Origin of the sequence: Gordonia sp. 852002-10350_SCH5691597 (genome assembly GCF_001665715.1) — a bacterium.
GTDB classification, from domain to species: domain Bacteria; phylum Actinomycetota; class Actinomycetes; order Mycobacteriales; family Mycobacteriaceae; genus Gordonia; species Gordonia sputi.
This window is the reverse complement of the sequence record NZ_LZMO01000300.1, coordinates 1-23,263: the sequence shown is the minus strand read 5'-3', so window position 1 is coordinate 23,263 and position 23,263 is coordinate 1. Positions and strand designations below refer to the sequence as shown.

The 23,263-nt window shown below is 65.1% G+C and carries 24 protein-coding genes; 11 read left to right on the top strand and 13 right to left on the bottom strand.

Going from position 1 to position 23,263, the window contains the following annotated elements:
• Positions 1–32 precede the first annotated feature (32 nt).
• Positions 33–1,001 carry an NADPH:quinone oxidoreductase family protein gene (locus tag A5777_RS22810; RefSeq protein WP_064865040.1) on the top strand — a complete coding sequence of 323 codons (969 nt, stop codon included), beginning with the start codon at positions 33–35 and terminating at the stop codon, positions 999–1,001.
• Positions 1,002–1,351: 350 nt separating this feature from the next.
• On the top strand, positions 1,352–1,627 hold the full coding sequence (locus A5777_RS22805) for a DUF2277 domain-containing protein (RefSeq protein ID WP_005206571.1): 276 nt from the start codon (positions 1,352–1,354) through the stop codon (positions 1,625–1,627).
• A gap of 14 nt (positions 1,628–1,641) precedes the next feature.
• Here the strand turns inward: A5777_RS22805 and A5777_RS22800 are convergent, their stop codons facing one another.
• From A5777_RS22800 to A5777_RS22770, 7 genes are all read right to left on the bottom strand, one after another.
• Positions 1,642–2,592, bottom strand: a complete 951-nt coding sequence (locus A5777_RS22800; RefSeq protein WP_005206572.1) for an amidohydrolase family protein — start codon at positions 2,590–2,592, stop codon at positions 1,642–1,644.
• A gap of 33 nt (positions 2,593–2,625) precedes the next feature.
• The gene (locus A5777_RS22795; protein ID WP_005206573.1) at positions 2,626–3,246 is read right to left on the bottom strand and encodes a PaaI family thioesterase; all 621 of its coding nucleotides are present in this window, start codon (positions 3,244–3,246) and stop codon (positions 2,626–2,628) included.
• A 47-nt stretch (positions 3,247–3,293) separates the two neighbouring features.
• Positions 3,294–4,667 (bottom strand): alpha/beta hydrolase domain-containing protein, encoded by a 1,374-nt coding sequence (locus A5777_RS22790; protein ID WP_005206574.1) that lies wholly within the window; start codon positions 4,665–4,667, stop codon positions 3,294–3,296.
• 9 nt (positions 4,668–4,676) lie between these two features.
• Positions 4,677–5,081, bottom strand: coding sequence for a carboxymuconolactone decarboxylase family protein (locus A5777_RS22785; protein WP_005206575.1), 405 nt, complete (start codon positions 5,079–5,081; stop codon positions 4,677–4,679).
• Positions 5,078–5,947, bottom strand: a complete 870-nt coding sequence (locus A5777_RS22780; protein WP_064864856.1) for an NAD(P)-dependent oxidoreductase — start codon at positions 5,945–5,947, stop codon at positions 5,078–5,080. Before A5777_RS22780 ends, A5777_RS22785 begins: the two co-directional genes overlap by 4 nt.
• Complete coding sequence (locus A5777_RS22775) at positions 5,944–6,681, bottom strand: SDR family oxidoreductase (RefSeq protein WP_005206577.1); 738 nt, start codon at positions 6,679–6,681, stop codon at positions 5,944–5,946. The genes A5777_RS22780 and A5777_RS22775 overlap by 4 nt, the downstream gene beginning before the upstream one ends.
• A gap of 365 nt (positions 6,682–7,046) precedes the next feature.
• A complete protein-coding gene (locus tag A5777_RS22770) occupies positions 7,047–8,513 on the bottom strand; it encodes an aldehyde dehydrogenase (RefSeq protein WP_064864853.1) in 1,467 nt (488 codons plus the stop codon).
• A gap of 82 nt (positions 8,514–8,595) precedes the next feature.
• On the opposite strand from A5777_RS22770, the gene A5777_RS22765 reads away from it, so the two are divergent.
• From A5777_RS22765 to A5777_RS22730, 8 genes are all read left to right on the top strand, one after another.
• Positions 8,596–9,183 carry a TetR/AcrR family transcriptional regulator gene (locus A5777_RS22765; protein ID WP_064864850.1) on the top strand — a complete coding sequence of 196 codons (588 nt, stop codon included), beginning with the start codon at positions 8,596–8,598 and terminating at the stop codon, positions 9,181–9,183.
• A gap of 76 nt (positions 9,184–9,259) precedes the next feature.
• Positions 9,260–10,498, top strand: coding sequence for a cytochrome P450 (locus A5777_RS22760; RefSeq protein ID WP_064864847.1), 1,239 nt, complete (start codon positions 9,260–9,262; stop codon positions 10,496–10,498).
• Positions 10,498–11,328 (top strand): SDR family oxidoreductase, encoded by an 831-nt coding sequence (locus A5777_RS22755; protein ID WP_064864844.1) that lies wholly within the window; start codon positions 10,498–10,500, stop codon positions 11,326–11,328. The genes A5777_RS22760 and A5777_RS22755 overlap by 1 nt, the downstream gene beginning before the upstream one ends.
• Entirely contained in the window at positions 11,325–12,686 is a 1,362-nt protein-coding gene (locus A5777_RS22750) for a cytochrome P450 (protein WP_064864841.1), read from the top strand. The genes A5777_RS22755 and A5777_RS22750 overlap by 4 nt, the downstream gene beginning before the upstream one ends.
• A 9-nt stretch (positions 12,687–12,695) precedes the next feature.
• On the top strand, positions 12,696–12,896 hold the full coding sequence (locus A5777_RS22745; RefSeq protein ID WP_064864838.1) for a ferredoxin: 201 nt from the start codon (positions 12,696–12,698) through the stop codon (positions 12,894–12,896).
• A 98-nt stretch (positions 12,897–12,994) separates the two neighbouring features.
• Positions 12,995–13,537: a nuclear transport factor 2 family protein gene (locus A5777_RS22740; protein WP_064864834.1), complete on the top strand. Its 543-nt coding sequence runs from the start codon at positions 12,995–12,997 to the stop codon at positions 13,535–13,537.
• A gap of 8 nt (positions 13,538–13,545) precedes the next feature.
• A complete protein-coding gene (locus A5777_RS22735; protein ID WP_064865037.1) occupies positions 13,546–14,811 on the top strand; it encodes a hypothetical protein in 1,266 nt (421 codons plus the stop codon).
• A gap of 28 nt (positions 14,812–14,839) precedes the next feature.
• Entirely contained in the window at positions 14,840–15,727 is an 888-nt protein-coding gene (locus A5777_RS22730) for an SDR family NAD(P)-dependent oxidoreductase (RefSeq protein ID WP_064864830.1), read from the top strand.
• Between the two features lie 74 nt (positions 15,728–15,801).
• On the opposite strand, the gene A5777_RS22725 is transcribed toward A5777_RS22730, so the two are convergent.
• Complete coding sequence (locus A5777_RS22725) at positions 15,802–16,872, bottom strand: porin PorA family protein (protein ID WP_005206587.1); 1,071 nt, start codon at positions 16,870–16,872, stop codon at positions 15,802–15,804.
• A 213-nt stretch (positions 16,873–17,085) separates the two neighbouring features.
• On the opposite strand from A5777_RS22725, the gene A5777_RS22720 reads away from it, so the two are divergent.
• Positions 17,086–17,700, top strand: a complete 615-nt coding sequence (locus A5777_RS22720) for a TetR/AcrR family transcriptional regulator (protein ID WP_005206588.1) — start codon at positions 17,086–17,088, stop codon at positions 17,698–17,700.
• Between the two features lie 20 nt (positions 17,701–17,720).
• Here the strand turns inward: A5777_RS22720 and A5777_RS22715 are convergent, their stop codons facing one another.
• The 5 genes from A5777_RS22715 to A5777_RS22695 all read right to left on the bottom strand — a co-directional run bounded on the left by A5777_RS22715 (position 17,721) and on the right by A5777_RS22695 (position 23,180).
• The gene (locus A5777_RS22715; protein ID WP_064864826.1) at positions 17,721–18,746 is read right to left on the bottom strand and encodes an NAD-dependent epimerase/dehydratase family protein; all 1,026 of its coding nucleotides are present in this window, start codon (positions 18,744–18,746) and stop codon (positions 17,721–17,723) included.
• Complete coding sequence (locus A5777_RS22710) at positions 18,743–19,834, bottom strand: phosphotransferase family protein (protein ID WP_064864824.1); 1,092 nt, start codon at positions 19,832–19,834, stop codon at positions 18,743–18,745. Before A5777_RS22710 ends, A5777_RS22715 begins: the two co-directional genes overlap by 4 nt.
• The gene (locus A5777_RS22705) at positions 19,831–20,979 is read right to left on the bottom strand and encodes a TIGR03857 family LLM class F420-dependent oxidoreductase (RefSeq protein ID WP_231895174.1); all 1,149 of its coding nucleotides are present in this window, start codon (positions 20,977–20,979) and stop codon (positions 19,831–19,833) included. The genes A5777_RS22710 and A5777_RS22705 overlap by 4 nt, the downstream gene beginning before the upstream one ends.
• Before the next feature lie 37 nt (positions 20,980–21,016).
• A complete protein-coding gene (fadD1, locus tag A5777_RS22700; RefSeq protein ID WP_064864820.1) occupies positions 21,017–22,606 on the bottom strand; it encodes a fatty-acid--CoA ligase FadD1 in 1,590 nt (529 codons plus the stop codon).
• An 88-nt stretch (positions 22,607–22,694) separates the two neighbouring features.
• A complete protein-coding gene (locus tag A5777_RS22695) occupies positions 22,695–23,180 on the bottom strand; it encodes a hypothetical protein (protein WP_231895173.1) in 486 nt (161 codons plus the stop codon).
• Positions 23,181–23,263: the final 83 nt, after the last annotated feature.

The following is a 23,263-nucleotide window of genomic DNA, read 5'->3' as shown; positions in this document are numbered from 1 at the left end:
TGCGAGCGTTCGCTCCGCGTAGGGTTGGCTGCATGAAAGCACAGGTGCTCACCGCAGAGTCCGGACCAGACGGTTTGCAGTTGACCGAGGTCGACGATCCGACACCCGGCGCGGGCCAGGTCCTCGTCGACATCAAGTCGTGTGGCGTGTGTTTCCCCGACCTCCTGATGAGCCAGGGCAAATATCAGTTGAGGACGCCCGTGCCGTACACCCCGGGGACCGAGGTCGCAGGCGTGGTGCGCGAGGCGCCCGCGGACTCAGGATTCAGCGCGGGCGACCGCGTGCTGGTTGCGTCGATCGTCGGCGGGTTTGCCGAACAGGTCACCGCGGCGCCGGAACAGTTGCTGCGACTGCCCGACGAGCTCTCGTTCGACGAGGGCGCCGCGATGGGTATCAACTTCCAGACCGCGCTGTTCGCCTTGAAACTGCGCGCACAGACCGCGCCGGGCGAGATCGTCGGCGTTCTCGGCTCCGCCGGCGGCGTTGGCGTGGCGTCGATTCTGGTCGCCAAGGCGATGGGCGCGACGGTCGTCGCGATCGTGCATCGCACCGGGGCCGAGCAGATGCTGCGGGATCTGGGCGCCGACCACGTGGTGCAACTGTCCGACGGCTGGGGAGACCGGCTCAAGGAGTTCGCGCCCGAGGGTGTCGATGTCATGATCGATCCGGTCGGCGGCGACGTCTTCGACGAGGCGCTGCGCCAGGTGGCGCCCGACGGTCGGTATGTGGTGATCGGCTTCGCCGCGGGCGGCATCCCGACCGTCAAGCTCAACCGCGTGCTGTTCCGCAACATCGCCGTCGTCGGCGCCGCCTGGGGCGAGTACGTCCGCACCCATCCCGACGTGCCCGCGCTGCTGCACGACGAGCTGACCGAGATGATCGAGGCGGGACTCCGGCCGCCGGTGAACGTCCGCTACCCGCTTGCCGACCTCCCGCAGGCGTTGACGGATCTCGCCGAGGGGCGGATCCTGGGCAAAGCGGTCGTGCACGTCGCGGACTGAGGTTGCCCCGCTGGTCGAGCCTGGCCCGCGGGAGTGGTTTCGACTCGGGTGCTCGCTGCGCTCGCGCCCGCTCAACCAGCGGGAAGGCCAGGTCGAGTCTTGCCCACCGCTGGTCGAGCTGAACCCGCTGGTCGAGCTTGTCGAGACCACCGCTGGTCGAGTTTGTCCCGCGGGAGTGGTTTCGACTCGGGTGCTCGCTGCGCTCGCGCCCGCTCAACCAGCGGGAAGGCCTGGTCGGTCTTGCCCACCGCTGGTCGAGCTTGTCGAGACCACCAACCAGCGGGAGGCTGGTCGAGTCTTGCCCACCGCTGGTCGAGCTTGTCGAGACCACCAACCGAAGAGGAGTGCCCATGTGCCGCAACATCACCGAGCTGCGCGGGCTCGAGCCGCCCGCGACCGACGACGAGGTCGAGGCCGCCGCGCGGCAGTACGTCCGCAAAGTCAGCGGAATCCGGCACCCGTCGGCGGCGAACACCGAGGCGTTCGAGGCCGCGGTCGCGGCGGTGACGGCGGCGACCGAAACCCTGCTCGACTCGCTCCCGGAGCGTCGACAACCACCTAAAACAGTGCCGCCGCTACGGCGGCCCGAGGTGCAGGCCCGCATCGCGGCGTCGCAGTCGCGCTGAGCGCGCCGGTCATCTCACGCGCCGACGCCGAAGAGCGACGCCGCGTTGTCGTAGAACACCCGACGCAGCCAGTCGTCGCCGAGGTCGAGTCGCACCAGTGCGTCGAGCGCCTCGGTGTAGCGATAGGGGATATTCGGGTAGTCGCTGCCGAACAGGATCTTGTCGCCGAGATCGAGTAGGCGTGGCCGGAGCCCGACCGGGAACGGCGCACCTTCCTCGGAAAAGTCGGTGAACGACATCGTCGTGTCGAGCCGGACGTTCTCGTAGGTGTCGGCCAAATCGAGGAATGCCTCGTACTCCGGCGTGCCCATGTGCGCGACGATCAGCGGAAGCGACGGGAACTGTCGCAGCAGCGCAGCGATCGGTTCGGGTCCGGTGAAACGACCGGGCGTCGGCCCCGAACCGCAATGGATCACCACCGGCACCCCGACGTCGGCGATCTGCGCCCAGACGCTCGTGAGGCTCGGGTCGAGCGGGGAGTAGTCGCCGACCTGGATGTGCGACTTGAAGACTCGCGTTCCGCGCTCGATCGCCTTCGAGACGTACGACGCCGCGTCCGGCTCCGGATAGAACGTCGACGTGTGCAGGCAGTCGGGGTGGTGCGCGGCGAAATCGGCGCCCCAGCCGTTGAGCCACTCGGCCATGTCGGCTTTGTGTGGGTAGATCATCGACGTATAGACACGAACTCCGAAGGCCTGCAACGCCGAAACCCGCACGTCCTCGTCGGCGCGATAAGTGATCGGCCATTCCCGACCGATCATCGGCCCGACCGAATCGAAATACGCCCACACCTTGTCCATCACCCGACGCGGCATGAAGTGGGTGTGTACATCGATGATCCCGGGTAGTCCCAGGTCTCGCCAAAACTTTCGCACCTGCGCGGCTTCCGCAGCCGTGAACGGTGCCGGCGGCGTGTCGTGGTTGTGGGCGGCCGTGTCTGCTGTTCCGGTTTCTGGGTCGGTCACAAAATCACCGTACGCCGCGAGCGCCGTCGCGAACTACAGCTCGGGCACGTCCTTCGGAACGATGAAGAGTCCCTCGGCTTCGACGGTGATCCCGCGAGCGTCCGAAAGCGTGCCGCGCACTGTCTTCTTCCGGCCTGCTCGTTCGACGATCTCGGCCCGAGCGACCAACTGTCCCAACGGAGTCGGTCGCACGTAACGGAATTCGATCGTGCCGGTGTAACTCGCCTTGTTGTCGGCGGCAGCGGCTTCACCGAGGACCTGGTCGAGGACGAGTGCGCACACTCCGCCATGAACGTGCCCCGGTGGACCCTCGTAGGCGGCACCGAGGGTGAACTCGGCGCGTACGCCGCCTCCGTCGGGCGTCGAATGTACGGGCGGCGCGATCGCGTTGCGCATCCCCATCACTGCGTTGCCCCAGGCCATGCCGACCAGGTTGCTCGTGTAGCGCACGCCGTAGGCGCCGTCCATCTGTTGGGCACGCAGAGCGTCGACGACGCCCGAGACCGTGCGCTGGGCGTCGACGATCACCTCGTCGTCGACCTCGGTACGGATGACGGCGTCGACGAGGTCACGCACCGACGCGACCAGCGGCTCGAAAACCGCTCGGCGTCGGGCGATCTCGTCGTCGGAGATGTCTTCGAGCGTGAAGTCCACAGGCGGCTCTCTTCGGTCGGAAACGACACAGGATGGGGACGGTCGGGTCAGGGTGACAGTGGTCCGGGTCGGGCGTCGGCCAGCACTTCGTCCCGGTCGGCGGGGCTGATCACTCCGCGTGCGATCGCGTCGTCGGTCGATGCCTCATATGTGCGCAGATAGTCGGCGTGTGTCGGATAGCGCGTCGCGAGTTCGTCGTCGGGTAGCGGTGTGGTGGAGCCGAAGAGCACGCAGATGCGCGGTACATCGCCGGTGACGACGCCGCTGAGTACCTCGGTCGGCGCATCGACGCACGGTGTACGCACGCCCCCGAGGACGTTGCCGACGTCGTCGCGCGCATAACGGGGAGGAGTGGCGGTGACGTCGACGTCGAGCGGCGCGGAAGTCGGTGGCGGCGTTCCGTTCTCGATCCACTCGCGCAGATGCGCCACCGCTGCGCGCAGCACAAACACCTGCTGGCCACGGTTGACCGGCTGCGGGCATCCGAGGAGATCTTCGTACTCGCCGATCTGTACGAGATCCGCGTGCGACGTCCCGGCGACCTCCCACGCGCGGAAGACGTCCGTATCCGGTTGTCGCGCTTCAATATAGCGAAAATCGGTGAGTACATCGGTCTCCGTCTGCACGACGAACACAGGGGTTGTGGCGTCGGAGCGGATCGGATGCGGTGGGCCCGCGTAGGCGGGGGAGATGTCGATCGGCTTGCCCGGCTCGCCGAGCGGGAGTTGTCCGAGTGGGCGTGAGTGGATCAGTGCAGCATCGATCGCGCCGTGTTTCGGCGCGATCCGATTCACGTAGGTGGTCAACGCCATGGCCGATTGCGATTCGCCTGCCGCGATGACCCAGCGCACGTCGAGGCCGGCGAGGGGATGGCGTTCGGAGTCGTTGTCGCGCAGGGCTTGTGCGATCGACCCGAACATGTCGTAGCTGTACCCGTCGCCCGGATGATGCAGCCCCGCATAGCGTTCCGGGTCTTTTGCCTCCAGCGAATCACCCTGCACGCCGGCTGTTCCCGCGCCCGTCGTTTCGAGGTCGACGGAATCACGGCCACCCGCGATGCCCGTGTACTGCGCCGAGATGCCGACATACGCTGTTCCTGAGCGCACCAATTCCTGTGCGACGTAGGTGTATTCGGGTGCGGAGTCGGCGCCGCTGCTGACGTTGAACCATTCGACGACGACGTGACCGTTGAACCTGTCCTCGTCGGGGCGACGTACGAGAATACGTGTGGTGAACGGCGCAGGATCGACACCGTCGAGTTCACCGTCCGGCCTTTCGACGAAGCGTCGGGCAATCCCGCTGGCGGCGAACTCGAGTTCGGAATATCCATGCCCGGCGAGGTCGGGACCGGGGGACGCAGACATCACGCTGGTCTGTCCCGCCCCGCCGGTCAACTCACGGAAAGCGATCGTCGCAGTCATCCCTCGAGGCTAGCCCTGCTTACTCTGCGACTTGCGATACTTGCTGATCACCTGGCCGAACATCATGTTCATCTTGGTGCCCAGCGGCCAACCGACGTAGTAGCAGAGGAACAGCGCAATCTCTTCGAGCTGCTCGGGCGTCAGTTCCTCGTTGCCCAGCGCGGCGCCCGCCTGGATCTCGGCAACGTCGACCTGTCCGCTCGCGGCGAGAGCGCCAAGCAGGATGAGCCGTCGATCGCGGATACTCAGCGCCGGTCGTGACCAGACCTCGGCGAAGAGCTGATCGGCAGTGTGCGCGAAGTGCAGCCCGGGGCCGTCGGACATCTCCCACCCGTAGACCTGCGACATCAGATCCAGTCCGCGTTTGCGTTGCTCGGTCTGGGTGTCGGCGTCTGCGGTTGCGTCGTCGGTCATTTCTCTCCTTCGCTGTGTGGCACGCCGAGACCCGTGGCGAGATCGGCGAGTGCCTGTGTCCCCAAGGGCAATTCGACGTCGAGACTCTCGCCGAGGGTGAGTGCGAGCGAGAGATCCTTCTCTCCGAGCTCGCGGACGTGAGTGAAGACGCCGTACCAGAAGTCGTCGGGTTCGATCGGTGCCGTGGTGTCGCGCAGCATGATTGCACCCGCACCGCCGGTGATGGCGTCGGTGTGGCGGACCACCTTGCCCAGTTTGGCGACGTCGATGCCTGCCGCCTGTGCCAATCGTGACGCCTCTGCGGTCGCCGCGAACGAGATGAAGTGCAGCAGGTTGCGCGCGAGCTTCATCTTGGTGCCCGCACCCACGTCGTCTCCCGCGTGGACGAGCATGCCAGAGGTCAGCGCGAAGGGTTTCTTCAGGCGTACGTAGGCATCTCGCGGGCCGCCGACCATCACGGCGAGACGTCCTTGCTCAGCGCCGGGTGCACCACCGGAGATCGGGGCGTCGAGCAGCGTCACTTCACGTTCGGCGCAGACGGCGGCGAGGTCGACGGCCGTCTCGGGACCGATCGTCGAGTGGACCGTGAGGATGGTGCCGGGCGCCGCGCTTTCGAGCAGGCCCGTCACGACCGTGCGGACCTGCGCGTCGTCGCGCACACAGATGCCGATGATGTCCGACGACGCCGCGAGCTCCGACAACGACGCCGCCGCGCGTGCGCCCTGATCGACGACTTTGGCGACTGCGTCGGGAGCGAGATCGAAAACTGTCAGTCCGCCAGGCCATTTCGCCAACCGGCCAGCCATCGGGCCTCCGATGTTGCCGAGCCCGACATAGCCGAGACGGGACACCGTGTCGGGAGTCATGACCGGATGACCTGTCCGCCGTCGACGTTGAAGATCTGTCCGGTGACCCAACTGGCCTCGTCGGAGAGCAGGAACAAACACATGCCGACCAGATCTTCTGGTTGACCGAAACGCTTGAGCGGCAGACGGTTGACGATGTCGGCGACCATCTCCTTGGGCGTCGTCACGCGTGTTGCCTCGGTGTCGATCGGGCCGGGAGCGATCGCGTTGACGCGGATGTTCTGGCCACCGAGTTCGGTCGCCAACTGCTGCGTCAGACCGTTGATCCCGACCTTGGCGAGGCCGTAGAAGCCGCTGTAGAGCCATGCGGCGGTGGAGGATTGGTTGACGATGGCCCCGCCGTCGCGCATGTGTCCGTACACCGCGCGGGTGACGTTGAGCGCACCGTCGAGGTTGACGCTCATGAACTTCTTGTAGTAGTCCCACGGCACGGTGATGAGGAAGTCGAGCTTCATGCCGCCGTAGATTGCCGCGTTGTTGACCAGGCCGTCGATGGAGCCGTAGGCGTCGACGGTCGCGGCAGCGAGGGCCTGCGCGGAGTCGGGGTCGGAGACGTCGGTGTGGACGTACCGTCCGCCGATATCGGCGGCGACCTTCTCGCCTGCGTCGTCGTTGAGGTCGGCGATCACGACGTTTGCGCCCTCGGCGGCGAGGCCGCGGGCGTACGCCTCGCCGATGCCGCCCGCGGCTCCGGTGACGATGTAGGTGCGATCAGTGAATCGTGCGGAAGTCATTGTGCTGCTGTCTCCTTCGGGTTGGGGTGGGGGGTGGGTGGTCTCGACTCGGGTGCTCGCTGCGCTCGCGCCCGCTCGACCAGCGGTGGGACCCGCTGATCGAGCCAACTCCGCTGATCGAGCCAACTCCGCTGATCGAGCTGTTTCCCGCTGATCGAGCTTGTCGAGATCACGGTTGGGCCTGCGGTGGTGGTCTCGACTCGGGTGCTCGCTGCGCTCGCGCCCGCTCGACCAGCGGTGGGAGCCGCTGATCGAGTTGTTTCCGATGATCGAGCTTGTCGAGATCACGCTCGCGCTGGGGTGGGTGGTCTCGACTCGGGTGCTCGCTGCGCTCGCGCCCGCTCGACCAGCGTTCAGGGCCGAGATCACGTGGGCTCCGCGATGGCCTTGGTCTCGAGGTACTCCTCGAAGCCCGCGACGCCCATCTCGCGGCCGATGCCCGACTGTTTGTAGCCGCCGAACGGGACGTCGGCCGAGTACCAGATGCCGCCGTTGATCGACATCGTTCCGGTGCGGACGCCGTCGACGACCCTGTTGATGCGGCCGCGGTCGGTTCCCCAGACGGCCCCCGAGAGGCCATACGGGGAGTCGTTGGCGATGCGGATGGCGTCGTCGTCGCCGTCGTAGCCGAGGATGACGAGCACCGGGCCGAAGATCTCCTCCTGTGCCGTGCGTGACGAGTTGTCGAGGCCGGAGATCAGGGTCGGCGACACGAAGAAGCCCTTCTCCTTGTCGGCGGGCCGGGTGCCGCCGATCTCGATCGTGCCGCCTTCGGTCTTTGCGAGCTCGATGTACGACTCCACACGCTCGCGCTGCGTCGCCGAGATCACCGGGCCGCAGATCGTGCCGGGATCGGTGGGGTCGGCCGCTGCGAACCCGGCAAGCGAGTCGCGCGCCAATGCTGTTGCCTCCGCGAGCTTCTCACTTGGGACGACGAGTCGGGTGGTGATCGCGCAGCCCTGACCCGCATGCGTCACGACGGCAAACGCGGCCATTGAGACCGCGGACGCAAGGTCGGCGTCGTCGAGCACAATGAATGCCGACTTGCCGCCCAGCTCGAGGAAGACCTTCTTGAGTGTTTCGGCCGCCGAGGCCATCACCTTCTTGCCGGTGGCCGTCGAGCCGGTGAACGAGACGATGTCGACGCGCGGATCGGTCGACAACTGTGCCCCGAGTGCGTGATCACTCGACGTCACGATGTTGACGACGCCCGGCGGAAAGTCAGTCTCTTCGGCGATCACCTTGCCGACCAGAGCAGCGCACCAGGGTGTATCAGGTGCCGGCTTCAGCACGACGGTGCAGCCCGCTGCCAGCGCCGGTCCGATCTTGGCGAAGTTGATCTGATGCGGGAAGTTCCACGGTGTGATTGCTCCGACGACGCCGACCGCCTCTTTTCGGATCTCGCGGGTGTTCCTGATTCCCATGGGCTTTGCCTCGCCGAGGTCGTGGGTCCACTCGTAGCTCTCCGCCAGATCGGCGAAGTATCCGAGGTCGCGGATCGGCCCCTCCAGCTGCGGTCCGTGAGTGAGGAACACCGGGCAACCGACCTCGGCGACGGTGAGCTCGCGCAGTTCGTCTGTGTGGGCGAGCAGTGAGTCGCGCAGTTGTCGCAGGCAGTGTGCGCGGAATGTGGCGTCGCGCGACCAGTTGGTCGTGTCGAAGGCGTGGCGGGCGGCGGCGATGGCCGAGTCCATATCGTCGAGGGTTGCGTCGGCCGCCTGGCCGATGACCTCCTCGGTTGCCGGATTCACGACGTCGAAGACGCCGCCGCTGCCGGGAATGAGCTTGCCGTCGATCAGTAGATCCGACGCTGATGCTGGACGAAGTGACATGAACTGGGCTCCAACGCTGACTGGGAAGACTATCTGGACAGGTGTCTGGACTCGAGTTCAAACCTAGTGTAGCGTCGGTCACATGTCCAGCCCCGTGTCGCAGGAATCCACGCGCCGCCGACTGACCGCACAGCAAGCCGAGACGGTTGCGCGGCTGACAGATGCCGCGGTCGATGTACTCAATTCAGACGGTTTTGACGGCCTGACGGTGAGGGTGGTCGCCAAGCGTGCAGGGGTCGCGCCCGCGACGGCGTACACCTACTTCTCGTCGAAGAGTCACCTTGTGGCAGAGGTCTTTTGGCGTCGGCTGGCCGAGGGAGTGCCAGAGGCCGACGCCTCGCTCTCGCGCGAGGATCGGGTTGCCGAGATCCTGCGCAACGTGTCGCTTGTGGTCGCGGGTGAGGGGCAACTCGGCGGCGCCGTCACGGTCGCACTGCTCGGTACCGACCCCGACGTCGAGCACCTGAGGTTGCGTATCGGTGGCTTCATACGGGCGCGACTCGCGCAGGCGCTCGAGGTCGACGTCGAACATCCCGGTCCGGTTGTCGACGCACTCGAGATGCTCTACGCGGGCGGTCTCGTCCACGCCGGCATGGGACATCTGACCTACGAACAGACGTCCGAGCGGCTCGTCGCCGCAGCACGCCTGATCCTGTCGGCGCAGCCCTAGGTGGGTAGCGCCAGGTGCGCGACCCCGCCCGAAGGCACGCCTTCGACATGCACATACCGTCAATGGAGGTTCATCGATGACCGAGACCGCAATGGTCGCGGGGATGCAGCAACAGATTCCTTTCGACCCCTATGCCTACGACTTCCACGAGGATCCGTACCCGACGTACGCGCGACTGCGCGATCAGGCGCCGGTGTATTACAACTCGGATCTGGATTTCTGGGCGCTCGCCGGTCACGACGATGTGCGAAACGCGTTCCGCGACAGTGTGAATCTGTCGAATGCGTGGGGCGTGTCGATGGACCCGTCGTCGTACGGACCCGACGCACACAAGTCGATGTCGTTTCTCGCCATGGACGATCCCAAGCACATGAGAATCCGCAAGCTCGTCTCGAAGGGCTTCACTCCGCGTCGGGTCAACGACCTCGCCGGTCGGATCACCGCACTGACACACCATCATTGGAGTTCGTGCCTCGATAAAGGCGAGTTCGATTACGTCGCCGACTTCGCCGGCCTGCTCCCGATGGACGTCGTATCGGAAATGCTCGGTGTGCCCGAATCCGACCGCGCGTATCTGCGGAAGCAGTCGGACCTGTTGCTGCACCGCGAGGAGGGTGTTCTCGACATCCCCGAGGCAGCCGTCTACGCCTACCTCGAACTGCACAAGTACTACTCCGCACTCATCGCCGAACGCCGTAGCAACCTCGGCGACGACCTCGTATCCGCACTCATCACCGCGGAAATCGACGACGACGAGACGGGCGAGAAGACCACACTGACCGAGGACGAGATCGTCGGATTCATGGTCCTCATGGTGGTCGCCGGCAACGAGACGACCACCAAACTGCTTGCCAACGCGCTGTATTGGGGCTGGCGCAATCCCGATGAGCTCGCCAAGGTGCTCGCCGATCCCGAAGTGGTGCCGCAGTGGACCGAAGAGACACTGCGCTACGACAATTCGACACAGATGGTGCTGCGCAGAGTGGCCGGAGACGTCACCTACGGTGAGCAGGTCATTCCGGAAGGTCACCGGGTACTACTCCTCGTCGGCTCGGCGAACCGCGACGAGAATGTATTCGACGACGCGTCGTCGTATCGCATCGGTCGCGACTGCAGCCAGGCATTGATGAGTTTCGGTATGGGAGCACACTTCTGCCTCGGCGCGCATCTCGCGCGGCTCGAGGCGAACATCGGTCTCGCCGAGGTGGTTCGGTCGATTCGCTCAGTCGACATCGACATCGCCAACGCAGAACGGGTGCACTCGGTGAACGTGCGCGGATTCGCGTCACTCCCGGTGAAGGTGACGGTGCGCTGATGGCATACATACCTCATCCGGAGCGTCGGCCCGTACTGGTTGCGGGAGCGTCGTCGGGAATCGGGGCCGCGACGGCCGAATACCTCGCCGCCGCAGGCTATCCCGTCGCACTGGCCGCCCGACGTGTCGACAAGCTACAGGAGCTCGCCGACAAGATCGCGGGTGCTGGAGGCGAGGCGGTCGCCGTCCCACTCGATGTGACCGACGACGCGTCGGTGCGCGACTGCGTCGCGAAAGCCCAAGCCGCGCTGGGGCCAATCGAGATCGCGGTTGCCGGAGCCGGCGACCTCGACGTCGGGCTCTCCTATGAGATGAGCGAAACGGATTTCGCGTCTCAGGTCGACATCCACCTCGTGGGTGCACATCGGCTCTACCGCGACATCGTCCCCGGGATGATCGACCGCGGTCGTGGCGATTTCGTGTTCATCGGGTCCGACGTCGCGGTGCGTCCACGACCATGGTCGTCGGCCTATGTCGCGGCGAAGACGGGCGTCGACGGCTTGGTTGCCACGGCGCAACTCGAACTCGAGGGCACGGGCGTCCGCGCCAGCATCGTCCGTCCGGGCCAGACCATCACCGGCATGGGTTTCAACCTCGCACCCGAGGTGATGGAGAAGATGCTCAACTCGTGGATCACCCACGGACTTGCCAGACACGGCAATTTCCTTGCACCAGAACATATTGCCCAGGCGATCTCGGCGATCGTCGCCATGCCACGCGGTGCGCACATGCGCGTCGTCGAGGTCGAGGCCGAGGGCGCCATCCCACGCGACAAGAGCGGTGGGGGAGCAGACATGACCGGAGACGAGACGACCGGAGGCACGAAATGAGCACACTGACGACGCCGAAACGAGTGTCCGGTGGCGACGGAGAGCACGGACACCTCGACGAACTGGCAGCCGACCCGATCGGACTGTTCTGGCGCGTGCGCGACGAGTGTGGAGACGTCGGGCAGTTCCAGCTCGCCGACCGGGAGGTGGTGCTGGTGTCGGGTGCCGCGGCCAACGAGGACTTCTTCCGCGCACCGGAGGAGGATCTCGATCAAGCTGCGGCATATCCCTTCATGACACCGGTTTTCGGTGAGGGAGTCGTCTTCGACGCGAGTCCGGAGGAGCGATCCAAGGCGATCCACAACGCCGCGCTCAAGGGGCCGCACATGAAGCAGCACGCGGTGACGATTCCCAATGAGGTCGAACGCATCATCGCCCGGTGGGGTGACGAAGGCGAGATCGACCTCCTCGAATTCTTCGGTGAACTGACGCTCTACACCTCGTCGGCGTGTCTGATCGGCCGCAAGTTTCGTGAACAACTCGACAAGCGGGTCTCCGAGTTGTTCCACGACCTCGAGAAGGGCACCGACCCGATCGCCTACGTCGACATGCACGCCGACATCGAGAGCTTCCGCAAGCGCGACTCCGCGCGGGCGGAGCTCGTCGACTTCATCCAGGGCATCATGAACGAGCGCATTGCGCGCCGCGATGACGGTTCCGATGAGGACAAGGATGATCGCGACCTGATGGACGTGCTCATCCAGGTGGGCTTCGACGCCGACACCATCACCGGGATGTTCATTTCGATGATGTTCGCGGGTCACCACACCACACAGGGCACAGCCGCTTGGACCCTGATCGAACTGCTGCGCAACCCCGACTACATGCAGCGCGTCTACGACGAACTCGACGAGATCTACGGCGACACACCGGCGGGCGAGCGACCGGAGTACACCTTCGCTCACACCAGGCAGATGCCGCAGCTCGAGAACGCACTCAAGGAGTCGCTTCGCCTGCACCCGCCGCTGATCATTCTGATGCGCCTGGTGCAGCAGGACTTTCAGGTCGACGATTTCGAAGTTCGTGCGGGGCAGACGATTGCGGTATCGCCCGCGGTATCGAATCGGTTGCCCGACGATTTTCCCGAGCCCGACGCCTTCGACCCCGACCGTTATGTGAAGCCGCGCCAGGAAGATCTCGCCAACCGCTGGACGTGGATACCCTTCGGTGCCGGTCGACACCGTTGCGTGGGGGCACAATTCGCGATCATGCAACTCAAGGCGATCTTCTCGGTGCTGTTTCAGAACTACGAGTTCGAGATGTCCCAGCCGTCGGATTCCTACCGCAACGACCACTCGAAGATGGTGGTGCAACTCGCACAGCCGTGCCGGGTGCGCTACCGCAGACGGCGGAAGTAGGAGGGCGATATGCGAATCGAGGTCGATCTCGACATCTGCCAGGGGCACGGCATGTGTCAGATGGAGGCACCGGACGTGTTCGAGGCCCAGGTCGATCATGTCGACATCCTCGAACCGCAGCCCGACGAGAGCAAACGCGCCGAGGTGGAGGCCGCCGTGCAGTACTGCCCCACCCAGGCCCTGCGGATCGTCGAAGACAGCAGGGCGTGAGAAGCGCAGCAGAGCTTGAGAACGCAGCGCAACCTGACAACACACACCGACCCGAGAACACAGAAGTGCCTGAAGAACAGCGAACGAGAGGTGACGGCATGGCATTCGATCGTGCAGAACTAGAGGAGATGAAGGAGCGGTGGCTCGAGGCGAACATCGTCGCCGAGCAGGCCGGTGACTGGAAGCCGCTGGCCGACTTCTACACCGAGGACGCCACATACGGCTGGAACTACGGTCCGGACAAGGACTTCATGGCCGTCGGCCGCGATGAGATCCGCGAGATCGCGCTCGGTCAGGAGATGGAGGGTCTCGAGGGGTGGACCTATCCGTATCAGGAATGGGTGATCGACGACCGCACCGGTTCGATGATCGGCCTGTGGAAGCAGGTGTACGAGCGCAAGCGTGACGACGGGACCCCGTACGCTCTCGAAGGTATTCAGGGAAGCTGGTTCAAGTACGGTGGCAACTTCCAATTCCGTTGGCAGCGTGACTTCTTCGACTACGGCAACGTGTCGGCACTGTTCATCGAACTGCTGAAAGACAATGCGATGAGCGACGGGATGCTCAAGCGGATCGAAAAGGCCACCGGCGACCAGCCCGGCTGGTATCCGTTCGGCAAGGCGCCCGTCGAGTTCTGGTGATTCACGAGATGCCCAGAGCCCGGACGTACTCGGATCTCACCGGTCGTCAACTCGCGACGATCGTGCCTGAACTACTGCTGTCGGGTCAGTTGATCGATCGCAGCGGGATGGCCCACCTCATCAGCGCTTTCGGCCGGGAGACGATGGCGCAGATAGCCATCGAGGAGTGGATGGCCGCGAGCCCCGTCTACACCCACCGCATGCGCGACGCGCTCGGCGTCGACGGCGACGGTGTGGCCGACATGTTCAAATGCCTGCAACTCGATATCGGGGCACCACCGCAGTTCATGGACTTCCGCTACGGGATCGATGACGAGTACCACGGCTCCTTCGTGCTCAATCACTGTGGGGCACTGATGGATGTAGAGCCGCTGGGGGACGACTACGTGACCGCGATGTGCCACGACATCGAGGACCCGACCTTCGACGCCACCGCCATCGCGACGAATCGGCGAGCGCGCATCAGACCCATTCACCGGCCGCCCCGCAGACCAACCGACCAACACCCGCACTGCGCATGGACCGTGACGATCGAACCCGACCGCGACGAGCTACCACTGCCGCCCGACGCCGAGGAGATGTTCACCAGACACGCGGCATCGGTCCAGTTGAGCACGATCGACACGACCGCGACGGACGGGCGCGTCGACTATCGCGGAGACCTGTGTGACGACCTCCAGTTCCGCGAATGGTCGCACACCGCACTCGTCCGGATCGCGGAAGAGGTTGCGCTGCAGCATCAGTTGCTCGCCCTCGGCTTCCTCGTGTCACTGCGACGCCATGCCGACAGCCCCGAACAGGTTGACGAGATCTATCGCAAACAGTTGATCGGTATCGCGGGCCTTGCGGCAGATCGACTGCGCAGCGCGTTGGCGCTCGCCCCCGACGCGCAGGGATTGGCCACCGTGATATCGCTGATCCCCGTACTCGGGCCCGTGCAGTACACCGGCGTGACGGCGCGAGTCGTCGAGGATGGCGTCGTGCTGGCTATTCCGCACAGCTCCGATGCACGATCCGACGGTGGTTGGCTCACACTGTTCGACGCCGAGCACGTCGAACCGTTGCAGGCGATCGCCACAGGTGTCGACGCGCACTGGAACGTCGAGACGGTCACCGACACCGGCGAAGCCCTCGAGGTCACGTTCGCGCTCACCGACGTCGAGAGGTCGGAGTCCGGCGAGGTCGCTATCGCACGATTCAGTTCCGGTGCCGCATGGGAGTTCGTCGATCGTGGGCGATCGCTACCCATCACGCCGATCGGCAGTCCGGTCTGATGGTCGCGCACTGCGCTGTCGAGATCTGATGGCGGCCGACGTCCCGATCGACGCGCACCTGTCCGGGCGCGTCGCGATCATCGCGGGGTCGACGCGGGGGATCGGTCTGAACGTCGCGTATGCCCTCGCCGGACACGGGGTCTCGCTCGTGGTCAATGGCCGTGACGCGAGGGCCGTCGACGACACGGTCGCCGAGATCACAGGCGGCGGTGGCTACGCGGTGGGCGTCTGCGGGTCGGCGAGCGACGAGGGCGTCGCCGAGAAAATGGTCATGACTGCGCTCGACACGTTCGGCGCACTCGACGTCGCCGTGAACTGTGCCGGAATAGCCGAACCCCCTGGGTCGACGGTCCTGACAATCACGCCCGCCGAATTCCGCGAGCAACTCGACGCACATCTGATGAGCGCCTTCTTCCTCACCCAGTCCGCTGCGAGGGTTTTCGTCGGACAGCGGTCGGGCTCGATCGTGTTGACAGGGTCGGCCGCGTCGTTGGGAACGTTCGGTGGGAGTGGCTATCCCGCGGCGAAGGGCGGGGTGAACGCTCTCGCGCTCGCCGCGTCGGGCGATCTGAAGAGTTCCGGGGTGCGCGTCAATGTCGTGATGCCCGGCGCGAAGTCGAGGCTGTCGTCGGGGCCGGACTACGTCAGACACATCGAAAGCCTGCATGCGAGAGGGATACTGGACGACTTCACCCGCGACGCGGCGCTCGCTCCCGCACCGCCCGAATACGTTGCCCAGCTCTACACATTCCTTGCGAGCGATGCCGCCGCCAGGATCACCGGCCAGATCTTCACGGCGTCGGGGGGTTTCATCGGTCGATACGATCCGCACCAACCGACGTTCGTGGCCTACCGCGACCATAAAGACACGGAGCCATACAGTTTGGCGGAGTTGGCAGGGCTGCTCTCAGAGTGAGTTGTCGAGAAGATCGGTATGGGGTTTGCACGTGATTGCGGCACAAACCCCATACCAAATCGGCATCTATGAGATCAGTTCGCGGAGCCGCCCAGCGGCGGTTCGGTCGCGGTGGGACCGTGCGTGTGCGGATCGTCGTGTGTCCTGCGTGGGCGACGCAGATACACCACGGCCGCGAGGACGAGAAGAAGGAGACCGACGATCCCCAGTGCGATCGGCGTCCAGAAGAACGTCGCGCGCAGAGTCTGACGCGCGTCCCTGGCGTCGTTGGCGAGCGCCGTCAGTGTGGCGTCGTCGAATCGTAGGTCGGCGTTGATCGCGTCGACCTTGAACGAATCATCCGCTGACCGTGCGTAATACGCGTGCGGAGTGGTGTGTGTGTCGACGGTGGTGCCGCTCGTCGGCTCGACCCACATGTCGCGGGTGTTGCTGTAGAAGAGCTTCATGGTGACCGGCTCCATTGCTCCGCCGGGGATGCCCCACTTGAATGCGGGCATGGTGATCTGGGTCTGTTGGTTGACGCCTTGCGTCTTTGTGGTGTCGACTGCGTTGACCTCACCGTGGAAGTGATAGGTCTTGACGCCGTTGACCTCTCGGGTGTCGTCGACGTACTTCATGGTGATCGGAGTGTGTCCGCGCAGTTCGTAGAGCGTGTGGTCGGACTTGTCCGTTCCGATGGGAAAGGTGAACAGTGTTCCGGCATAACTGGACTCGTTCGACGGTGTTGTCGCAGGCGCGGTGATCAGCGTCGGCTCCGGGTTCGAGGCGACCTCGTATGTCGTGCGGTCGATGGTGCCCGCCAACGTGTCGAGTCCGAACACCCCCGCTTGGCCTGGGACGTCGGACCGGCGACTGGTCACCGTTGTCGTGGTGGCCGCCGTGTCGTCGGTTGCGCCGGGCGAAGATTGGTTGCGCGTGATGATCTCGATCGGCACATCGGCGGTGGTGGCGACCGGCGTTGCCGTGGTGAACGACGCCCTGTCGATGAGTGTGCCCCGACCGGCCAGTACCGCGGTGCGGTCGAGATCGGTGGGGAACAGCGCGGTGTTGCTGCGGATGACGGTCGGCAGAAGTGCTGCGACGACGAGACAGACGACGCCGAGCAGGCCGAGGATCGCGGTCAGGAGAGTCCGCTTCTTACTCATGTGATTTCCTCATCTCGAGGTGGGCTGAGCCGGCGGATCACCGCAGAAGGCCCATGTGACTAACGAAGTGCAATGTGGCCGAGGTCACATTGAGCGAATAGTGTCATACAGGGCTCTATGAGGTGTGGTGAATAGATAAAAGACATAGATAGTTCTATGCGGTTGTGATCTCGCGGACGAGGTGAGGCCGTCCAATTCGCTAGTATTCGAAAGATGGTTGTCAGTGCCAAAGGGACGCGGCTGAACAAGCGGGGTATCGAGACCCGCAGGCAGGTGATCGACGCCGCGATCGACACGCTCGCCGCGGCCCGCGGTGGCGACCCGGTGAGCGCGAATCTCGTTGCGAGACAAGCGGGTGTCACCTGGGGGACAATGCAGCACCAATTCGGGGACGTCGACGGACTGTGGGCCGCGGTGCTCGACCACATCGTCGACGTCTGGCAGCCCGCACCCGATTCGCTCGACGCCACGATGTCGGCGCCCGAGCGGATCGAGATCATGGTCGAGCGGTTCTGGCGCGCACTCGCGGCAAGGGAAGGCCGCGCGGTGGAAAATCTGAGACAGATGCTTCCTGGCGATCCGTCGGCGCTCGAAAGTTCCTACCCCGCAACGGCGGCGGCTATGGCGGCTTGGGAGCAGCGGTGGGCGGCGGCGTATGCGCGTTTCTTCGACGGACTCGACGTCGACGAGACCAAATCGCAACGGGTGCAGTCATTTCTGCCGGGTGCCTTGCGAGGATTGTGGTCGGAGTCGAATCTGTCGACCTACACCGACGTCGAGGCGGGGCGTCGCGGACTCGTCGAGGCGATCGTCGCGTACCTGTGCTGAGTGTCGACGACACCTGGCGCTCAGCCCGACCGCTGAGAGGGTGTGTCGGTGCGGCGTCGGCGCTGCTCTGCCCGCTCGACCCAGTACCGTGCGCCTTCGGCAATCGCCTCGGTGACCGGCCTTGGCTGCCATCCGAGTTCGCGAACAGCTTTGTCGTGACTCATCTCTGGAATGCAGTGCATCAGTCGCACCGTACCGATGCGTAGCTTGCCCGGTGTATGGGTAAGTGTCGACTTCGCTGAACCGACCGCGCCGGCGGCATAGAGCGCGGCACGGCCCAGCACGGGTCTGGGTGCTGCACGGCCAGCGGTTGCGGCGGCGGTGCGGATGACTTCGCCGAGATCGATGGACCGTTCCGAGATGATGTAGCGTTCACCATCGCGTCCGCGCCCCGCGGCTAGGACGAGCGCATCTGCGGCGTCGTCGATACCGACTGATTCGCAACGCATTCCGCGCACGCCGAAGGGCAGTTTGCCGAGCGCGGCCCCCGCGACGAAGGACCCGTGCGGAGTGGGTACCGCATCTCCGGCGCCGTAGGTATTCGAGACACACATCGCAACAAGCGGTACAGCGTGCTCGCGTGCGTAGCCGAGCGCGAGTCGTTCCGCTGCGACCCGCGATCGCACATAGTCTGTTGCCCGGCGGTCCCAGTTGAACTCGGTGTCTTCGTCTGCGAGACCCGACTTCGGTATGCCGATCGTCGCCATTGTGCTGGTGAAGACAAAGCGGCGCAGCGGAATACGTGCAGCAACCTCCAGTACGGAGCGTAGAATCTCGACGTTGGTCTCGTACAACGGTGCGGGGTCAAGGAGCCACGCCCGCGTGTCAACGGCACAGTGGTAGACATCGGTACAGCCCGACATCGCGTCGGCGAGTGTGTCCGCGTGATTCAACTCACCGACGTGCCGGTCGACGTCGAGGTCGTCGATCGTGCGCGTATCGCTGGTGGGGCGCACCAGGATTCGTACGTCTTCGCCCGAGTCGACAAGTCGACGAGTCAGCGTTGAACCGAGGAATCCGCTCGCCCCGATCACCAGGCTGGTCATCTCAGGCGCTCCGGGGCGAGATCGGCCACTGCCGCAGCCGTACGCTCGAGCATCACGCTGAACATCGCGTCACCTCTCTTGGTGGGTTGTGCAGCCGCGGCGCCGAAGACGATGATCAGCGGAGCCTGGATGAGGTTGTCGATGTAGTCGCGCCAGCAGTCGTCGAAGGTGTAATCGAGGACGCTCGACGGTGCGCCGGGTGTCGACAGCGCAGCGCCCCATGCGCGCACCGCGTGGTGGTAGTCGGTGACAATACTTTTCTCATGCATCCTGCGGGCGTCTGGGGTGAGACTCGTCGCGAGCAGAAACGCTATGTCACGCATGGGGTTCCCGGTGGTGATCGTCTGCCAGTCGAGTATGGACAGCGAGCCGTCGTCACGAAACACGACGTTGTCGGCGCGAAGGTCGCCGTGGATGAGGGCGAAGTGCTCGGCAGGTGTCCGTATCCACGGGCCTGCGTCGCGGATCAACCAGTCGACGACGACCGACTGCGCGTCGCTCAATGCGAGACGCGCACGAAACACCTCGGCCATCGGGTCGAGCAGTGACTCCAACACGTCGCAATCGCTCGGCGTCGGGAGAGGGAAATCGTCGAGGAGTGTGGTGTCGTCCCACCGTGGGCCGTGCAGTCCCGCGGCCGCAACCGCGACCGCACGCACCTCTGCAGGACTGCACGCGGCGATCTGATCGCCTTGGCGGCCGTCGGCGATGTCTTCGAGGAGCAGCACGAACTCGCCCCCCGAATCGGAACTGACGGCAGCGAACATCGCGGGTGTCGGTACCCGGAAGGTCACGGTGAGTTCCCGGTAGAAGCGGACCTCGTTTCGAAAAGCGCCTGAGCCGAACTCGCGCTGGGCGGCAGGGCCGGTTGCGAGCTTGGCCACCATCGTGTCGGGAAGACGGCACGGGGTTGCGTGGCGCAGCGCAAGCCGATAAGAACTCGCCATCTGGCCGGTCCCGACGGGCGTTGCGTCGACTTCGACGACGTGTGCGTCGTCGAAGCCGCTTGCGCGGAGGAGATCGGTGAGCCAGTCAGGTGTGACATCGCTGATCTTCGTGGGTATTTCGGCGCGTGGTTGAGTGGTCACAAGCTGGCTCCTCGCGGTGTCATGGGCTCGGCTCCTCGCGGTGTCATCAGCCCCGGATTCGCGGGCAGATCGCGTACGGCAGGGGAGCGCTTCGCGCGGTACGCGTCGATCACCGGCGCCAGCTCAGTCGGAGTCGCGCCGTGCAGGATGACAGAGTCGACGCCGAGATCGAATTGCCTCGCCACCGCGGTGGCGCAGTCGGATGCCGAACCGACGGCGCTGTCGGCGACCCAGTGTTGCGGAATCGCCTGTGCGAGTTCGTCGAGTTGTTCGGCCGTTGCGGTGGCGTCGATGGGGCCGGTGGCCTCGGAGAAGGCAGACGTTGCGCGAACACGATCGAGATCGGCTGTGCTCCAGCGGTTCGCACGCATGAGTGCATCTGGGTAGCCCTGCAGGTAGGTCGCGAGACGGCCGTAGAGTCTGCGTTGGCGATCCTGGTCCGCGAGCTCGTCGCCGACGGTTGCCAGCACCGACCAGATCCGAATCATTTCCGGATCACGGCCCGCGCGGAGGGCTGAATCCCGCACGGTGGCAACCTCCTTCGACGTCGCCGCGTCGTCGAGGAAGGTGTGGAGGACGACGCCGTCCGCGATTCGTCCCGCCAGTTCCAGGGTTCTTTCACTCATGGTCACCAGCAGAATGGGCACGGGTGCGACGGCCACACCGAGATTCAGCAGTGGATACGAGCCCGCGGGGCCGTCGTGGCCGCCGATCATCTCACCGCGCCACAGTCGACGCAGCACGTCGCTGATGTCGGCCAACTGTGCACTGGTCACATCGTCGATCCCGAGGATCTGCCACTGTGCGGAGATACCCCTGCCCAAGCCGAGCGCGAACCGGTCGTTCGTCAGCTCCGCGAGGGTTGCCGTCATCGTGGCGGTGACGATGGGATGCCTGGTGTTGTGATTGGTTGCGGCAGTAGCGATTCCCATGCGGCTCGTCGCAGCACCGAGTGCTCCGCTGAGCACGGCTGCGTCTTTGATGTTGAACCGTTCGGACACGAATGCTGTGCCGAGACCGATGCGCTCGGCCAACTTCGCCTCGTCGACGAGGTCGGCGGGGCTGACCGGATGCCGTGAGAGTGCGTAGTAGCCGAGCTCGGGGAGCATCGATTCTCCCGAGTGCGACGATTTCACTGTGTGCATCGATTCCACCGCGTTCATCGGTGTCACCGTCGAGATGTCACACGCTCGCGGGCGACGCCGCGCGGTACTCGGTGCCGCGCGGTTCGCGTACCCAGAGGGTATCGTCGCCCGCGCTCACGCCCTCGTGTTTGAGCTGACGTTTGACGATCTTGTTTGTCGCCGTCGTCGGCAGGTCGTCGGCGATGCGGACGTACCGTGGCCATGCTTTCGGTGACAGATCTGGCTGCGCCGCAAGGAATTGCGCGAACTCGCCTGGGGTCAAGGAACTGTCGTCGGTGAGGATGACGGCCGCCATGACCGCGTCGCCAACCTGATCGTCGGGAACCGCGTAGACGGCGACCTGACTGATGTCGCGTAGGCGCAACAGGATTCGCTCGATGGGGCCTGCTGTCATGTTCTCGCCGTCGACACGCATCCAGTCGCCGGTGCGGCCGGCGAGGTAGAGCCAACCGTCGGCGTCCTTGTAGGCGAGGTCACCCGACCAGTACATGCCGTCGCGCAGCCTTTCCGACGTGGTCGCGGGGTCGTTGTAGTAGCCGGTGAACATGCCCGCGCCGAAGGTGTTGACGATCTCACCGATCGCGTCGTCGGCGTTGAGGAGTGCGCCGGTGTCGTCGAATTGTGCTGGTGGACACTCGGTCCCGGTTGCCGGGTTGTAGACGGCGACGCCGGGAAACCCCTTCCCGACGGAGCCGCGTGGAGTTCCTGGTTCGCGGGTGATGATGATCGCCAACTCGGTGGAGCCGAAGCCGTCCCAGACCTGGCAGTCGAAACGTCGTGCGAAGTCGTCGATGTCGCGGTCGGTGGCTTCGTTGCCGAATGCGGCGCGCAGTGTGTTGTCTGCGTCGTCGGGTTGCTCGGGAGTCGCGAGGATGTAGGCGAGAGGCTTGCCGACGTAGTTCATGTAGGTGACGCCGTAGCGCCGAACGTCGTCGAGGAATCGGGAAGCAGAGAATCTGGCGGGCACCATTGCCGCGCCGGAAACGGCTGCGACGCAATACCCTCCGAGGAGCGCCGCGGAGTGGAAGAGCGGCATCGAGAGATAGCAGATGTCGTCGGAGGTGATGCCGAAGCGTTCGGCAAGGGGCGGCCCGGCGAACGGAACGAGCATGTGCGCCAACTGAACCGGCTTCGGGTTGCCGCTCGTGCCCGAGGTGAAGATCAGCATGAAGGGGTCGGTAGCGTTCGGTACCGAGTGCGGGGTCAGCTCCTCCGCGTCGGCGAGAAGCCGGGGCCACTCGGCGGACGATGTGTCGATGACCTCGACTCCGGGAAGCTCGAGGCCGTCGAGGAGTGGAAGGTGCTCGGCGTCGGTGAGCAGGATCTGGCAGTCGCCGCGCACGATGTCGTTGGCGAGAGCCTCGCCGCGTCGAGTGTTGTTGATCCCGACCGTCACGTACCCGCCGAGCGCGCCTGCGTCGAGCGCGATGAGCATCGCGGGACTGTTGTCGAGCAGGACGCCGATGTGCATCGGGCGCTTGGTGTCGGCGCGGCCGAGGACGGTGGCCGCGGTGCGCCGCGCGTCGTCGAGGTATTCGCGCCATGTCCAGCGACTGTCGTCGTACAGGATCGCGAGGGAGTCGTCGTTGTCACGGTCGATCAGGAGTTCAGTCACGGTCTGCGCCATGCGCCAAATCTAGAACCCGTTCTACGACGAGGTGTACAGATTCGAGAAATTGTCTACTAGTGCGTGGCGACGCCGCTCGACGTGGCGTTCAGCGAGAGATGGTGCCGCTTCCGGGACTCAGGGTGAACGTCGCGCCACCGCGTCCGACGACGCTCGTGGTGAACGAGATCGGTCCCGGCCCGGTCTGCAGTGCGGGGCTGAGCGCGGGCTTGCCCTCCTTGCATGCCGGGAACGTGGTGGTCCCGGACTTCTTGGTGGCGGTGTTGTGCCACTCGAACCCGACGACCGCCGAGCGCAGCGCCGCGGCGCAGGCGTTGCCCGGCATCGGCTCGAGCCACACGCGCAGTGTGTTCGGGTCGGGCGACGCCGCCGCGATCGGAGCGACGAACGCAGCAAAGGGGATATCGCCGCTGGTCGCGATGCCCGCATTCGGAGTCTGCGAGATCGACGACGCAGGGATCTGCGGGTCGGCGGCCGGCGCGGCGTGCGCGGACCCGGCCGTCGCCAGGAGCGTCGACGTGGCCGTCAGTCCGGTAGCAGCCGCGAGCGCAGCGCGCTGAAGTGTTCGTCCCATTGGTATCACCAGCCCCTTCTGTCACAGTTGGGGTTCACGGTACCAGCGTGGGCGTGGGCGCGCTCGGTCGCTGGGGTGGGGGT

Excerpts from the sequence above, each read along its gene's own strand:
- A5777_RS22810 (WP_064865040.1), top strand. The coding sequence starts at position 33 with ATGAAAGCACAGGTGCTCACCGCAGAGTCCGGACCAGACGGTTTGCAG.
- A5777_RS22805 (WP_005206571.1), top strand. The coding sequence starts at position 1,352 with ATGTGCCGCAACATCACCGAGCTGCGCGGGCTCGAGCCGCCCGCGACC.
- A5777_RS22790 (WP_005206574.1), bottom strand. The coding sequence starts at position 4,667 with ATGACTGCGACGATCGCTTTCCGTGAGTTGACCGGCGGGGCGGGACAG.
- A5777_RS22785 (WP_005206575.1), bottom strand. The coding sequence starts at position 5,081 with ATGACCGACGACGCAACCGCAGACGCCGACACCCAGACCGAGCAACGC.
- A5777_RS22780 (WP_064864856.1), bottom strand. The coding sequence starts at position 5,947 with ATGACTCCCGACACGGTGTCCCGTCTCGGCTATGTCGGGCTCGGCAAC.
- A5777_RS22775 (WP_005206577.1), bottom strand. The coding sequence starts at position 6,681 with ATGACTTCCGCACGATTCACTGATCGCACCTACATCGTCACCGGAGCC.
- A5777_RS22770 (WP_064864853.1), bottom strand. The coding sequence starts at position 8,513 with ATGTCACTTCGTCCAGCATCAGCGTCGGATCTACTGATCGACGGCAAG.
- A5777_RS22765 (WP_064864850.1), top strand. The coding sequence starts at position 8,596 with ATGTCCAGCCCCGTGTCGCAGGAATCCACGCGCCGCCGACTGACCGCA.
- A5777_RS22760 (WP_064864847.1), top strand. The coding sequence starts at position 9,260 with ATGACCGAGACCGCAATGGTCGCGGGGATGCAGCAACAGATTCCTTTC.
- A5777_RS22755 (WP_064864844.1), top strand. The coding sequence starts at position 10,498 with ATGGCATACATACCTCATCCGGAGCGTCGGCCCGTACTGGTTGCGGGA.
- A5777_RS22750 (WP_064864841.1), top strand. The coding sequence starts at position 11,325 with ATGAGCACACTGACGACGCCGAAACGAGTGTCCGGTGGCGACGGAGAG.
- A5777_RS22745 (WP_064864838.1), top strand. The coding sequence starts at position 12,696 with ATGCGAATCGAGGTCGATCTCGACATCTGCCAGGGGCACGGCATGTGT.
- A5777_RS22740 (WP_064864834.1), top strand. The coding sequence starts at position 12,995 with ATGGCATTCGATCGTGCAGAACTAGAGGAGATGAAGGAGCGGTGGCTC.
- A5777_RS22735 (WP_064865037.1), top strand. The coding sequence starts at position 13,546 with ATGCCCAGAGCCCGGACGTACTCGGATCTCACCGGTCGTCAACTCGCG.
- A5777_RS22730 (WP_064864830.1), top strand. The coding sequence starts at position 14,840 with ATGGCGGCCGACGTCCCGATCGACGCGCACCTGTCCGGGCGCGTCGCG.
- A5777_RS22725 (WP_005206587.1), bottom strand. The coding sequence starts at position 16,872 with ATGAGTAAGAAGCGGACTCTCCTGACCGCGATCCTCGGCCTGCTCGGC.
- A5777_RS22720 (WP_005206588.1), top strand. The coding sequence starts at position 17,086 with ATGGTTGTCAGTGCCAAAGGGACGCGGCTGAACAAGCGGGGTATCGAG.
- A5777_RS22715 (WP_064864826.1), bottom strand. The coding sequence starts at position 18,746 with ATGACCAGCCTGGTGATCGGGGCGAGCGGATTCCTCGGTTCAACGCTG.
- A5777_RS22705 (WP_231895174.1), bottom strand. The coding sequence starts at position 20,979 with ATGCACACAGTGAAATCGTCGCACTCGGGAGAATCGATGCTCCCCGAG.
- fadD1 (WP_064864820.1), bottom strand. The coding sequence starts at position 22,606 with ATGGCGCAGACCGTGACTGAACTCCTGATCGACCGTGACAACGACGAC.
- A5777_RS22695 (WP_231895173.1), bottom strand. The coding sequence starts at position 23,180 with ATGGGACGAACACTTCAGCGCGCTGCGCTCGCGGCTGCTACCGGACTG.